11 protein-coding genes are annotated in these 13373 nt (G+C 74.7%); 4 read left to right on the forward strand and 7 right to left on the reverse strand.

Going from position 1 to position 13373, the window contains the following annotated elements; all coding sequences use genetic code 11:
• Positions 1-10 precede the first annotated feature (10 nt).
• From K4G59_RS02625 to K4G59_RS02645, 5 genes are read right to left on the reverse strand one after another with little or no spacing between them, the layout of a single operon-like run.
• Positions 11-589, reverse strand: coding sequence for an HD domain-containing protein (locus K4G59_RS02625; RefSeq protein ID WP_231249154.1), 579 nt, complete (start codon positions 587-589; stop codon positions 11-13).
• Complete coding sequence (locus K4G59_RS02630; RefSeq protein WP_231249155.1) at positions 586-1455, reverse strand: oxygenase MpaB family protein; 870 nt, start codon at positions 1453-1455, stop codon at positions 586-588. The genes K4G59_RS02625 and K4G59_RS02630 overlap by 4 nt, the downstream gene beginning before the upstream one ends.
• A gap of 40 nt (positions 1456-1495) precedes the next feature.
• A complete protein-coding gene (locus tag K4G59_RS02635; protein WP_231249156.1) occupies positions 1496-3145 on the reverse strand; it encodes a DNA repair helicase XPB in 1650 nt (549 codons plus the stop codon).
• Between the two features lie 27 nt (positions 3146-3172).
• A complete protein-coding gene (locus tag K4G59_RS20340) occupies positions 3173-3700 on the reverse strand; it encodes a CGNR zinc finger domain-containing protein (protein ID WP_231249157.1) in 528 nt (175 codons plus the stop codon).
• A 40-nt stretch (positions 3701-3740) separates the two neighbouring features.
• A complete protein-coding gene (locus tag K4G59_RS02645; protein ID WP_231249158.1) occupies positions 3741-6008 on the reverse strand; it encodes a helicase C-terminal domain-containing protein in 2268 nt (755 codons plus the stop codon).
• Between the two features lie 69 nt (positions 6009-6077).
• On the opposite strand from K4G59_RS02645, the gene K4G59_RS02650 reads away from it, so the two are divergent.
• Genes K4G59_RS02650 through K4G59_RS02660 form a run of 3 tightly spaced genes read left to right on the forward strand, consistent with a single transcriptional unit; the run spans position 6078 to position 9081 of the window.
• Positions 6078-6893, forward strand: a complete 816-nt coding sequence (locus K4G59_RS02650) for a PP2C family protein-serine/threonine phosphatase (RefSeq protein WP_231249159.1) — start codon at positions 6078-6080, stop codon at positions 6891-6893.
• Positions 6890-7978: an FHA domain-containing protein gene (locus K4G59_RS02655; protein ID WP_231249160.1), complete on the forward strand. Its 1089-nt coding sequence runs from the start codon at positions 6890-6892 to the stop codon at positions 7976-7978. The genes K4G59_RS02650 and K4G59_RS02655 overlap by 4 nt, the downstream gene beginning before the upstream one ends.
• Positions 7979-7989: 11 nt before the next feature.
• Positions 7990-9081: an RDD family protein gene (locus K4G59_RS02660; protein ID WP_231249161.1), complete on the forward strand. Its 1092-nt coding sequence runs from the start codon at positions 7990-7992 to the stop codon at positions 9079-9081.
• A 36-nt stretch (positions 9082-9117) separates the two neighbouring features.
• On the opposite strand, the gene K4G59_RS02665 is transcribed toward K4G59_RS02660, so the two are convergent.
• The gene (locus K4G59_RS02665; protein ID WP_231249162.1) at positions 9118-11232 is read right to left on the reverse strand and encodes a S8 family serine peptidase; all 2115 of its coding nucleotides are present in this window, start codon (positions 11230-11232) and stop codon (positions 9118-9120) included.
• 209 nt (positions 11233-11441) lie between these two features.
• On the opposite strand from K4G59_RS02665, the gene K4G59_RS02670 reads away from it, so the two are divergent.
• Positions 11442-11837 carry a cold-shock protein gene (locus K4G59_RS02670; protein WP_231249163.1) on the forward strand — a complete coding sequence of 132 codons (396 nt, stop codon included), beginning with the start codon at positions 11442-11444 and terminating at the stop codon, positions 11835-11837.
• 24 nt (positions 11838-11861) lie between these two features.
• Here the strand turns inward: K4G59_RS02670 and K4G59_RS02675 are convergent, their stop codons facing one another.
• Positions 11862-13292, reverse strand: coding sequence for an MFS transporter (locus K4G59_RS02675; protein ID WP_231249164.1), 1431 nt, complete (start codon positions 13290-13292; stop codon positions 11862-11864).
• Positions 13293-13373 lie beyond the last annotated feature (81 nt).

A 13373-nucleotide genomic window follows, 5' to 3' on the forward strand; every position in this document is an offset into this window, starting at 1 on the left:
GGCGGCCGGCTCACGCCAGGTCGCTGATCTCCCGCCCGAGGTTGGCCCGCGCGGAGGCTTCCCACAGCGCGCGGGCCTGCGCGGTGTGGAAGAGGTGCGGCTTCGCCGCGAGGTCGCGCAGCACCGCCGCCCGCCCGGCGCGGAAGTCCGGCTCCGCGACGTGGGCGAAGTCGGCGCGCACCCCGGCGGCGTAGGTGTCGTAGCGCTCCCGCGGGGCGGCCAGGATCGCCAGGTCGGCGTCGCTCAGCGCGCAGGCGGGAGGGTCGTCGTCGGCCGGCCGGTGGTGGGCGGTCATCCGCACCAGCCGCGCCACCTCGTCGGCGTACGCCGGCGGGAGGACGCGTTCGGCCCACTGCGCCGACCGCTCCTCGTCGTCGGGACCGCCGTCGTGGACGGCGTCGTGGAACCACGCGGCGAGCGCCACCGTCGTGGGGTCGAAGCCCGCGCCGGCGTCGGCGAGCAGCTCGAGCCGGTCGAGCACCTCGGCCAGGTGCAGCCGGTCGTGGTAGCCCGGGCGGTCCCAGGCGGCGAGCAGCTCGTCGCGCAGGTCGTGGTGGTCGGGCAGCGGCCATCGTCCGGCGAGGCTCATGCCTGCGCTGTCTCCTGCTGGAGCGCCCTCGCTCGCTCGTGCCCCGACGACATCGCCCAGCGGATGGTGCGGGTGCCGAGCTGACCCAGCACGCGGTTGGTCAGCGGCGGCACCGGCGGCAGCCGCAGCTCACGCCTGGCCTCTGTCGGCAGCAGGCCGATGGCCGCGGCCGCGAGGGTGAGGTAGCCCGGGCGGGCCGCGAGCGGCAGGTCGGGGTGGAGCAGGAGGAAGGAGATGGCCTCGCGGGCCTCGGGAGTCGCCCGCAGCTCGTGGGCGTAGGCCTCGAGCGCCGTGCGCAGCTCGGCCTCGGTCCGCGGCGCCCCGATCACGCCGAGGTGCTCGGCCGCGACGGCGGTCTGGGCGACGTAGGTGTCGCGCTCGCCTCCGACGAGCCGCTGCTGGCCGTAGCGGTCGTGCGCGGCGAGGAAGCTGTCGATCTCGGCGACGTGCACCCAGCCGAGCAGGTGCGGGTCGTTGGCGGCGTACGCCGTGCCGTCGGGCATCGTGCCGGTGACCGACTCGTGGGCGCGCTGCACGGCGCGGATCACCTGGAGCGCGTCGCGCTCGGTGCCGAACGTCGTCATCGCGATGTAGGTCGAGACCTGCGCGAGCCGGCCCCACATGTCGCCGCGGTAGCCGGAGTGGTCGGCCACCCCCTGCATGGCGGCGGGGTGGAGCGACTGGAGCATGACCGCGCGGATGCCGCCGACGAACATCGACGCGTCGCCGTGGACGCGCGCGATCGGGGAGTCGGGCGCGAACCACCGTGCGCCGGGCGTGCCGTGGACGCGCTCGCGTGCCTGCTCGCCGTTCGGCCCGGCCACCTTGCGGAACAGCTCGGCGCCGAGGCGCTCGCGGAGGGTCATGACCCGAGGCTAGCCAAGGGGCGCAACGGGCCGCGGCTCGTCAGCCGGTCCCGGCGGTGAGGTCGCCGGCGTCGATGATCCGGTAGGCGTAGCCCTGCTCGGCGAGGAAGCGCTGGCGGTTCTGGGCGAAGTCGGCGTCGACGGTGTCGCGCGAGACGATCGTGTAGAAGTGCGCGCTGCGGCCCTCGGTCTTGGGTCGCAGCAGCCGCCCGAGCCGCTGGGCCTCCTCCTGCCGCGAGCCGAACGACCCGCTCACCTGGATGGCCACCTCGGCCGACGGCAGGTCGATGGAGAAGTTCGCCACCTTGCTCACCACGAGCAGGCCGATCTCGCCTGCGCGGAAGGCGTTGAAGAGCCGCTGCCGCTCCTTGACCGGCGTCTCGCCCTTGATGACCGGCGCGTCGAGCATGGCCGCGATCTCGTCGAGCTGGTCGATGTACTGCCCGATCACCAGGGTCGGCTGCCCGGCGTGCTGGCGCACCAGGTCGCGTACGACGTCGATCTTGGCGTGGGTGCACGACGCGAGGCGGTAGCGGGTGTCCGGGTCGCTCGTGGCGTACGCCAGGCGCTCGCCGTCGGGCAGCGTCACCCGCACCTCGACGCAGTCGGCCGGCGCGATGTAGCCCTGCGCCTCGATGTCCTTCCACGGCGCGTCGTAGCGCTTGGGCCCGATGAGGGAGAAGACCTCGCCCTCACGACCGTCCTCGCGGACCAGGGTCGCGGTGAGCCCGAGGCGCCGCCGGGCCTGCAGGTTCGCGGTCATCCGGAAGATCGGCGCGGGCAGCAGGTGCACCTCGTCGTAGACGATGAGGCCCCAGTCGCGGGCGTCGAGCAGCTCGAGGTGCGGGTAGACGCCCTTCCGCTTCGTGGTCAGCACCTGGTAGGTCGCGATGGTGACCGGACGGACCTCCTTCACCGCTCCGGAGTACTCGCCGATCTCGTCGGCGGTGAGGGAGGTGCGCGCGACCAGCTCGTCCTTCCACTGCCGCGCGCTGACGGTGTTGGTGACCAGGATCAGCGTGGTGGCCTGCGCCTGCGCCATCGAGGCGGCGCCGACGATCGTCTTGCCCGCGCCGCAGGGGAGCACGACCACGCCCGACCCGCCGTCCCAGAAGGACTCGGCCGCCTCGCGCTGGTAGGGGCGCAGCGTCCAGCCGTCCTCGGCGAGGTCGATCGCGTGCGCCTCGCCGTCGACGTAGCCGGCGAAGTCCTCGGCCGGCCAGCCGAGCTTGAGCAGCGCCTGCTTGAGGTTGCCCCGCTCGCTGGGGTGGACGGCGACGGTGTCGGGGTCGAGCCTGGCGCCGACCATCCCGGCGACCTTCTTGGCCCGCAGCACCTCCTCGAGGACCGGCCGGTCCACCGACGACAGCACCAGGCCGTGCACCGGGTGCTTCTCCAGCCGTAGCCGGCCGTAGCGACCCATGGTCTCGGCGACGTCGACGAGCAGCGCGTGCGGGACGGCGTACCTCGACCAGGTCAGCAGCGCGTCGACGACCTGCTCGGCGTCGTGCCCGGCGGCGCGGGCGTTCCACAGGCCCAGCGGGGTCAGGCGGTAGGTGTGGATGTGCTCGGGGGAGCGCTCGAGCTCGGCGAAGGGCGCGATCGCCTTGCGCGCCTCGGGCGCCGAGGGGTGGTCGACCTCGAGCAGGAGCGTCTTGTCCGACTGGACGATGAGGGGACCGTCGTTCACCCGGCGAGTCTACGGACGACGCGGGCGTCAGCTCGCCGACGCCGCCTTCTGCCGGGCCCGGAAGGCCGCGACGTTGGCGCGCGAGGAGCAGCGGTCGGAGCAGTAGCGGCGCGACTGGTTGGGCGAGGTGTCGACGTAGACGTGGTCGCAGCGGGCCTCCGAGCAGGTCCCCAGGCGCGTCGCGCCGAGGTCGCACACGAGGTTGGCCAGGCCCATCAGCGCCTCGCCGACGAGCAGCTCGGCGACCGATGCCGCCCGGTTGGCGACGTGCATGTGGAGGTTGTCGGGGTCGTGGTCGGAGATCATCGGGGTCACCGGGTGCGCGGCGAGGAGGTCGTTGAGCTGGCTCACCACGAGCGGTACGTCGTCGACGTCCGAGGCCTCGAAGACGGGGCGCAGGTCGGACTGGAAGGCCTGCAGCGACGCCACGTCGCCGGGAGCCACGGACCGGTGCAGCCACGAACGGTCCGCGAGGTGCTCGTGCAGGGCCGTCTCGTCCGCCAGGTCGGCGTTGACGAGCGAGGCGGCGCGCTCGGCGTAGCGGATGAAGTCCACGTCCCGAGGTTACTCGGCGACCATCGCAGGCGCGGGGTGTCTATGCGCGGCGTACGCCGGTGATGCGGTGCACCGCGAACTCGCGCACGTCGTCGGCGCGGTGGTCGAAGGCCGAGAGCCGGCCGCCGTCGAGGCGCCGCGGGTCGACGACCCGCTCGCCCGTGGCGCCGTGGTTGTCGACGTAGCCGATGACCACGGTGGTGCCCGTCTCGATGGCCTCGCGCAGCGCCGCGAGCGCCCCGGACGGGGTCGTGGCCTCGACGCTCGAGGGGCGCGAGGACTCGGCCCGGTCGCCGGCGCGGATGGCGGTCGCCACCGCCTGCACCTGCGCGGCCTGGCGGGCCTCGACCGCCCCGGCAGGACGACGCCCCCGCCGTGAGCGGGCGCGCTGGAGGTCGGGCCGGCTGACCCGGACGGTGCCGTCCGCGGCCTCCACCACGGGAGCCGCACCGAGCTCGCGGAGCCGGGGGAGCAGCACGTCTATCGGCGAGGTCGCGATCGCGACGGTGGGCGCGAGCAGGCGCAGGCCCAGCGAGCGCGCGCGCGCGTCGTGCACGAGTGCTGCCAGCGCGGCCTCGTCGTCCGCCCGCAGGAACGCCTCCGCGTGGCCCACGCGCACGCTGCCGAAGGTGCGGGCCACGTCGTCGACGAGGAACGCCAGCGGCTGCGGGACCGGAGTCTGCGACACGGACGTCAGGAAGTCGCGGACCTCGAGCGCGGACCAGCCGGCGTCGAAGCCGCGGCGCAGGGAGCCCGAGGAGAAGCGGTAGACCGTGGCGCCGCCGCGCGACTCGACGTCGGCGAGCAGGTGGAGCCGGCGCGCGACCTCGGTCTCGAGCGGGCCGGGGGCGACCGCGGTCAGGTCGGCCTGCAGCAGCACGTGGTCGACCGGACGGGGGAGGTGGGGCTCGAGGGCGGTGGCGGCCTCGCCGAGGTCGCCCGCGGCCACGTGCCGACCGCTCGGGGGCAGGCCTCCGGCACCGCTGACGCCAAGCACCGCGGCCTCCGTGAGTGCGGCGGCGACGAGGTCTCCGAAGACGGTCGGGCGGCGCGGCCGCAGCCAGCCGACCCGCTGGACGAGCGACGCGACGCCCGTCCCGGCGGCGAGCACCTCGCCCTCCGGCACCTCGGCCAGCACCCGCAGCGCCAGTCGCCTCGCTTCCTCCGCCAGGCCGCTGGACAGCTCGGGCGCCAGGGCGTTCCACGACTTGCCGGCCGCGTCGCGCGACCCCACGAGCGACGGGACGCGGCTGCTCGCCAGCCAGCCGCCGACCAGCCGCGCCCAGCGCCCGGCGATCGGCAGGCCCGACCACACGTCGAACTCGTCGGTCGGCAGCCACGACGGGGTGCCGTCGGCCACGGCGGCCTCGGCGATCAGTCCGGCCGACAGCGCCACCTCCACCACCAGTGCTGCGCCGGCCTCGTCGACGTGCAGCTCGCGTGCGACCGCCTTGAGGTCGCGCACCGCCAGGCCGCCGCTGCGCAGCACGCTCGGCGGCTCGACTCCCCAGTGGTCGAGCAGCAGCTCCACCCGGCGTACGACGTCGAAGGCGGCGCCCGCGGCGCTGCGGGCCACGAGCGCGGGGTCGCGCTGCGACGTGGCAAGGTCGGGCACGACGTCCACCGGCTCGGTCGTGGTGCGACCGCCCCGCAGGGCCAGCCCCACCTCGCCGGGAAGCACGACGGTGGCCCCCTCGCGGGGCACGAGCAGGCGCCTGCTGATGAGCTCCTCGGATGGCGAGCGGGCGTCGCGGGGCGCCACAGTGCGCCGCGCGGCGCCGGTCGTGCCCTCGCCGCCGTGCGCGTCGACGTGGTGCAGCAGGGCGGTCGCGGCGGGGCTGAGCTCGGCGAGCCGGGCCTCGATGTCGGCGACCGGGACCGGCTCGGGGCTCACCGGTCGCAGGCCGCTGACCGACACCGGCAGGCCCCGCATCGCATCGGCCACGCCGCTGAGGGCGCGGATGCCGCTGGGGGTCTCCCAGACCAGCGCCACGTCGAGCAGGCGCTGCAGCGCTGCGGCACTCCGGGTGGGGTCCGCGTGCACGATCGAGATCAGCCGCTCGGAAGTGGTTTGCCCCGCCACCAGGAGGGCATCAAGCACGGAGAGCTCGAGCCGGTCCAGGCCGTCGAGGGCGCGGTGGATCGACGAGCGTGTGGCAGCCCGCGAGGCCAGCTGCGAGGAATCCTGAGGGGCGGGTGTGGCGAGATCGGGTCGGGCAGCGAGCAGCGCCACGAGTCGCTGGTCGGACCAGCCACGTAGCTGGTCGGCAAGGGTGCGTGCGGGTGTCGTCCGCCCTGAGCTGGACATTCCTCCTACGCTACTCGCCGGGTCGGCGTCGTCGCCCCACATCTCGACACGGGGCGAAGAGGGCCGGGCATGAAGAACGTCGATCTCCACCACGGGGCGGCCACCGACGTCGGACTGGTGCGCAAGGTCAACGAGGACTCCTACCTGGTGGCTCCGCCGATCTTCGTCGTCGCCGACGGGATGGGCGGGCACTCCGGCGGGGACGTCGCCAGCCAGATGGTCGTCGAGGAGTTCCAGCGCCTCTCCGAGGTCTACGACCCGGCCCGCGGGGCCGAGCACGTCGCAGGCGCGTTCGCTCGCGCCCAGGCCCGCATCGTCGACTTCGGCGACGCCCACCGCACGCTCCAGCCGGGCTGGCACGCCGGCACGACCGCGGTCGTCGCTGCCCTGGTCGACGACAACGGCGCAGCGAAGTGGTTGCTGGCCAACCTCGGCGACTCCCGCATCTACCGCATCACCGAGGGGCGTCTCGAGCAGATCAGCGTCGACCACTCGGTCGTGCAGGAGCTCATCGACGCCGGACGGATCACCGCGCAGGAGGCGGCCGTCCACCCGGAGCGGCACGTCATCACCCGCGCGCTCGGCAGCCCCGAGGGCATCGAGCCCGACTTCTTCCTCCTGCCCCTCGGTTCGGTCGAGCGCCTCCTGCTCTGCAGCGACGGCGTGACCGGGATGATCGAGGACGAGGAGATCGAGGACATCCTCGAGACGATCGCCGACCCCCGCGACGCGGCCGACCGGCTGGTGCGCGCCGCGGTCGCGGCCGGTGGTCGCGACAACGCCACGGCCGTCGTCGTCGATGTGGTGGGATTGGTCAAGGACGCCACGTACGACTCACAGCGCCAGCTGCAGAGTCTCGAATCCAAGCTGGGGGGACGATTGTGAGCGCAGAGCCGAGGTTCGCGGCGGGGGACTGGTACGCCGTCGCGGGCGATCGCGTGACCGTCCTGCTGCCGGGCAGCCAACGTGACCGTGTCGCGCACCTGTGGGACCTGACCGACTCCGGCGCCGACGTCGACACCGTCCTCGACGCGCTGCTCGCCGGCGGGCTCTCCTCCCTCGACCACTTCGCGCTCGTCGCCCACGGCGACGACGCGACGCGGCTCATCGTGCGCGGTGCCCCCACCGCCACCGTGTCCTCCCCCTCGGGCGACGACCTGGTGAGCGCGACGCCGGGCACGGCCTGGGCCGAGCGGCTGGTCACCGGTGTCACCAGCCTGCGCGTGACGCTGACCGGCGACGGCGAGGCCGACCGCGTCCTCACCCCCGGCCTGGCGCGCGTGTCGGTCGTCGAGTTCGGCGCGCCCGCTCCGACCGGCACGCCTGCCCCGGCAGCAGCGCCCGCGACGGTGGCCGTCGAGCCGGAGCCTGTCGCCCACGAGCCGGAGCCCGAGCCGCCGGTCGCCGAGCCCGAGCCGGTCGTCGAGCCCGAGCCGGCCGCAGCTGCTCCGCTGCACTTCGGCGAGCCCGACGACGACCCGACCCCGACCGGCGAGACCCCGGTGGTCCAGGACGAGTGGTACGACCGCGACGGCCAGACGCAGGTCGGCGGCCCCGTGCCCGACTTCGACCGTCCTCCGGTCCCCGGCCAGGAGGTCGCCCCCGAGGTGGTCTCGCACCCGGTCGCGTCGCTGATCTTCTCCACCGGCGACGTGGTCGCGGTCGACCGCACCGTCCTCGTCGGCCGGGCGCCCGAGGCCCGGCGCTTCGCCTCCCACGACCAGCCCCACGTCGTGACCGTCGCGAGCCCGCAGCAGGAGATCTCCTCGACCCACCTCGAGATCAGGCCCGGCGCCGGTGCCGACCACGGCTCCGCGATCGCCACCGACCTCGGCTCGACCAACGGCACGGTGCTGGCGCAGCCCGGCCTCGAGCCGGAGGAGCTCACCCCCGGCATCGCGGTGAGCCTGATCCCCGGCGCCGTCCTCGACCTCGGCGACGGCGTCACCATCCAGGTCACCAACGCCTGAGCGACACAGACGTGACCCAGCACCCCCACTCCCTTACCTACCCCGTCGCCCAGCTCGAGCGACGCTTCACCGCCTTCGCCGTCGACCGGCTGCTGGCCTGGAGCCTGCTCGCGGTCGTCGGCGTCGTGACGGCACTCGTCGTCGACGACGATCCCTGGGTCGTCGTCGGGACCGTCGCCGCGACCATGGTCGTGCTCTGGCTGGTCCTGGCGATCGTGACGGGCGTCAGCGGCACCTCTCCCGGCAAGGCGGTGTCGGGCCTGCGCGTCGTGCACCACGGCACCGGCACCCCGATCGGCGTGGGCCCCGCCCTCCTCCGCTCGCTGGTGCTCGGGGTCTCCGGGCTCCCTACCTTCGGCATCGGCATCACCACCCTGGCCTGGACGGCCGTCGAGGACCGCGGACGCCAGCGTCGCGGCTGGCACGACCACCTGACCCACACCGTCGTGGTCGACGTACGCCCGGTGGCGGAGGTCGCCGACGTGGCGGACGAGGAGGAACCGCGCCACATCGTGAACCTCACCGCGATGCGTCTGATCCCCGCCCCGCCGGTCGAGACGGTCCGGACCCCCGAGCGCTCGGAGCACTCGATACGTCGCCAGCCGCTGCCGCCCGAGGTGGTCGCCGCGCCGACGGGGGCCCCCGCGCCGGCGCAGTCGCCGACCCCGATCTCACCCCCCGCGCAGCCGCAGGCCCACCGGCCACCGGCCCCGCCCCGGCAGCAGCAGCTCCCGCCGCAGCAGCCGCGGGGTCCCGCCGCGCACGCACCCGCCCGGTGGCGGGTGCACTTCGACAACGGCGAGAGCTTCGTCGTTGCCGGGCTCGCGCTCGTCGGGCGGCGTCCCGAGGCCCGCAACGGCGAGCAGGTCGCGCACCTCGTCCCGCTCACGTCCGCGGACATGTCGGTGTCGAAGACCCACGCCCAGTTCGGTCCCGCTCCCGACGGCACCATCGTGGTCATGGACCGCGGCTCGACCAACGGCACGGTGCTCGTGCGCCAGGGCGTCTCGCGCCAGCTCGCCCCGGGCAAGCCGGCCGCCCTCCTCGACGGTGACAAGGTCGTCTACGGCGACCGCGAGATGGTCATCTCGCGCGAGCGCTGAGAGCCCGACCGCGTCACCGGGTGCCCGGCCGGGCCGTCAGCGGGTGAGGGCGACCGGTATCCGGGTCACGCCGCCGCGAGCGCCGAGCCACACCAGCTGGCCGTCGTCGAGGCGACCTGAGGTGTCGGGACCGGTCACGGTGACGGTGAAGTCGGCCGACCTGCCCGGTGCGAGGCGCACGGCCAGGGGGCGGACCGAGACCTGGTGGGAGGTGAACCCGCGAGCGGTGACGGAGAAGTACTCCGCGCGGTTGCCGACGTTGGTCACCGTGCGCACCGCCGAGGTGCGTCCTGCGGTGAGGAGCACCGAGCTGGTGTTGAGCTCGGCCAGCGTGTTGGTGCGCAGCGCGCGACGCCAGGCCGAGGCCTCGACGTCGAGGGCCAGGTGGGCGGTCGGGACGCGACCGGCGAGGGCGCCGGCGCCCTGCTCGAGAACACTGGAGCCGCGGACCGGCCGGGCCGAGGTGAGAAGGAGCGAGCGCACCCGAGCTGCTGACCAGCCGGGCCGCTCGGCCCGCAGGAGGGCGGCCAGCCCCGCGGCCTCCGCGGTCGCGGCCGAGCTGCCGCTGAAGACGCCCCACGTGCGACCTGTGGCCTCGGGCAGCGCGCCGAGCACGGCATCGCCGTCGGCGACGGCGTCGGGCTTGAGGGAGGCGCCGCGGGGGTCGCCCGACGCGCTCCACGGAGCCGTACGCCGGGTGCCGGGGTCGCCGCTCACGCGCGACATCCGGACCCGGGTGTCGGGGTTGCGCTCCACCCAGCGGGCGAACTGCCGGCCCGCGGTGGCGGCGAGGTGGACGGTCGGGACGGAGTGGAAGTCGGCGGTCACGGCGCCTGGGCGCTGGTTGACGAGCACCATGGCGCGTCCGCCGGCCTGGGCGACGGCGCCGGACTTGTCGATGCGACCGATGCCGCCTCGGCGACACACGACGATCCGGTCGGCCACCAGGCGCGAGTCGAGCGCGCCCGGGCGGCACTGACCGGCGTCACGGCGCGAGACCCCCGGGGCAGGTGCGTCCTGGGCGCGCACGGCGCGCCCCGCGACCGGGGTGGGCCGGCCCCCGCCGGTCCACGACCGACCACCCGGCAGGGCGAGGCGACCGCGCGACATCCGGCCCACGGCGGAGCCCACCGTCGTCACCCACGGGCCGGCGTGGGCGGCGTACGCCGAACCGGCGGCGTTGCCTGCCGCTCCGATGACGACAATGTCGGCCTCCGCTGCACCGAGGAGGGCGAGCTGGAGGGTGTCGATGCGCTCTCCACCGGCGAGCGCGAGGCTCAGCACGTCGACACCGTCGGCCACGGCCGCGTCGACCGCGGCGACCACGTCGGCGGTCGAGCACCCGTCGTCGGCCGGGTCGGGGGCTCCCCAGCACGCCTTGTAGGCGGCGATGCGCGCCTGGGGCGCGACACCGCCGAAGGAGCCCGCGTCGCGGTCGTCGACACGCACGCTCACCGCGGCGTTGCCTGCGGCGACGGAGGAGACCTGCGTGCCGTGGCCCAGCACGTCGAGGGCGGACAGTGACTCCGAGGAGCGGATGCGGTCGGCGCCGAAGCCGTCGACGTACCACCGCGCCCCGACGACCTTGCGGGTGCAGTCCGAGGCCGACCAGCCCTCGCCCTCGCTGCAGGTGCCGGTGAAGCCGCGCGGGTCGGCGCCGAGTCCCGGGACGTCGGCGAAGGCGGGGGAGCCGGGAGCGATGCCCGAGTCGACGACACCCACCACGACCCCGGCCCCGCCCCGCAGGCGCGGGCTGTCGGCGGCGCCGCGGACCGCCGCCATCGACGTCCGCCCGGCAAGCGGCCGGATCGTGTCGGCCTCGACCGTGGCGATGCCGGGCTGGTCGTCGAGGACACCGACCTGCGCGGGGCTCAGGTCGGCGGCGAAGCCGTTGAGCGCGGTGGTCCACCGGTAGACGGGCTCGCCGGCGCCGACGGCCGCGAGCACCGCGTCCTGGCGGGCGAGCAGGTCGTCGGCGTCCGCGCGGCCGGCCGCGGTGCCGGCGCCCGCGAGGGTGACGAGGGTGAGGGGGCGGGAGGTCGCGCCGGAGGTGGGGGCGTCGTCAGCCGCTGCGGGGGGAGTGGTGGGGAGCGCGAGCGCGAGCGCGACGAGGCCGCATCCGAGGATCCGTCCTGTTGTGGGTGCCCGCATGTCGTGTGCTCCCTTCGAGCCGCTCCCGCTGTCCGGACGACGATGGTCCCACGCCGTCGTCCACCCCCGCCGCCGGTCCCCACCGGGGCGTGAGCCGAACAGACTACGTCTTCGCGCCACCCGATGGTGGCCGGTCGCCGAGTCCGCCTATTCTTTGCCCGCGCCCGTGAACCCACGGTGTCGCCGGTTGAGGTGAGTGGAGTGGATCCGTGCCCAGTGGCAAGGTGAAGTGGTTCGACGCGGACAAGGGCTTCGGCTTCCTGTCCCAGGACGACGGCCCGGACGTCTACGTCCACTCCGACGCCCTTCCCGAGGGGATCGCCACGCTGAAGGCCGGCACCAAGGTGGAGTTCGGCATCGCGCAGGGCCGCCGGGGCGACCAGGCCCTGCAGGTGCGCGTGGTCGACGCGCCCGCCTCGGTGACGCGCAACCAGCGCAACGCCCAGCGCAAGCAGCCGGAGGCGATGGTCACCATCGTCGAGGACCTCATCAAGATGCTCGAGGGCGTCGAGGAGGGCTACCGCCGCGGTCGGCACCCCGAGCGTGCCTCGGCCCGCGGCACCGCGAAGGTGCTGCGCGCGCTCGCCGACGAGCTGGAGATCTGAGCCCCGACCTGACGTCGTACGCCCTCAGGCGCGAGCCGGGACGGTCGACGCGGGACGAGTGACCAGCACGAAGGCCGCCCACGCGCCGAGGACGGCTGCGGCGATGCCGAGGCCGAGCTGCGGGATGAGAGGCATGGCGATCCCGACGAAGCCGCCGATCACCCACGCCAGCTGGAGCGTGGTGTCGGAGCGCGCGAACGCGCTTGCCTGGATGCGTCCGGGGACGTCTCGCTGGACCGTGGAGTCGAGCGACAGCTTGGCCAGCGACTGCGCCAGCCCGGCCGTGAGACCCAGCAGCACGAGGGTCACCAGCCCGTAGAACAGGGCGGCGAGCGCGGCGACCGCGACGTCGGCGAGGAGGGCCAGCACCACCGTGACCGCCGGGTTGAGACGCTTGAGGACGGACCCGATCGTGATGCCGAGGGTGTTGCCGAGCCCCGCCGCCCCGATGACCAGGCCCAGCAGGACCTCGGGTCTCCACTCCCCGATCGGGTTGTCGCGCAGGAGGAACGCCATGAACATCGTGAGGAACCCCGAGAGCCAGCGTGGCCCGCAGTTGGAGCGGAGCGCGTAGGCGACCGCGGCCGGGATCCGGGTGCGCGGGCGACGCCCCTTCGGGCGGGTGGCCGCGGTGTCGCTCTCGCCGGTGAGCACCAGCTCGCCCTCGCCCTGGCTGGCGTCGACCTTGTCGGGGAGCCGGATCGCCCAGATCGTCGCGAGCACGAACACCACGAAGCCGTAGCGCAGCGACCACTCCGGGCCGAAGGTCGAGGCCAGGATCGCCAGCGGCGCCGAGATGCCGGCACCCACCACGCCGGCCAGCGAGACCCGTGCGTTGGCCTTGACGAGGGTGAGGTCCGGCGGCAGCAGTCGCGGGACCGCGGCGGCCCGCGTGACGCCGTACGCCTTGGAGGCCACCAGGCACCCGAGCGCGGCGGGGAACAACCACCCCGACTCCGTCACGACGGCGGTCGCCAGGACCCAGCACAGGAAGCACCGGACCGCCATGGTGGCGCCGACCGCCCACCGACGGCCGTGGCTGAAGCGGTCGAGGAACGGTCCGATCAGCGGTGCGACGATCGCGAACGGGAGCATGGTCAGGCCGAGGAACAGCGCGACCTGCCCGCGCGCCTCCCCGGTGGGGACCTGGAAGAACAGCGTGCCGGCCAGCGAGATCGCCACCGCGGCGTCTCCTGCTGCGTTGAAGGCGTGCAGCTCGATCAGCCGCGACAGCCCGGAGTCACCGGCACCCTCGGCCCGCGCCGCGCGGCGCGCCTGCGACACCGCGTAGTGGCCGGCGGTGCCGGCGCCGCGGCCCGCCACCCGCGCGCCCCGGCCGGCGGCCTTGACGCCGCGCGCGGCGCCCGACAGCGAGCGGCGGGCGGTCCCGGAGCGGGGCCGGGACGACGGCTGCGACCGGGGCCCCGGGGACGGGTCGGGGCGCTCTGAGGTCACGAGCACCATCTTGGCCTACGGACCCGACACCGCGGACGCAGACGCCCCGGTGCGCGTCCCGAGGGGACAGGACCGCCGTGC

Origin of the sequence: Nocardioides furvisabuli, assembly GCF_021083185.1 — a bacterium.
GTDB classification, from domain to species: Bacteria; Actinomycetota; Actinomycetes; order Propionibacteriales; family Nocardioidaceae; genus Nocardioides; species Nocardioides furvisabuli.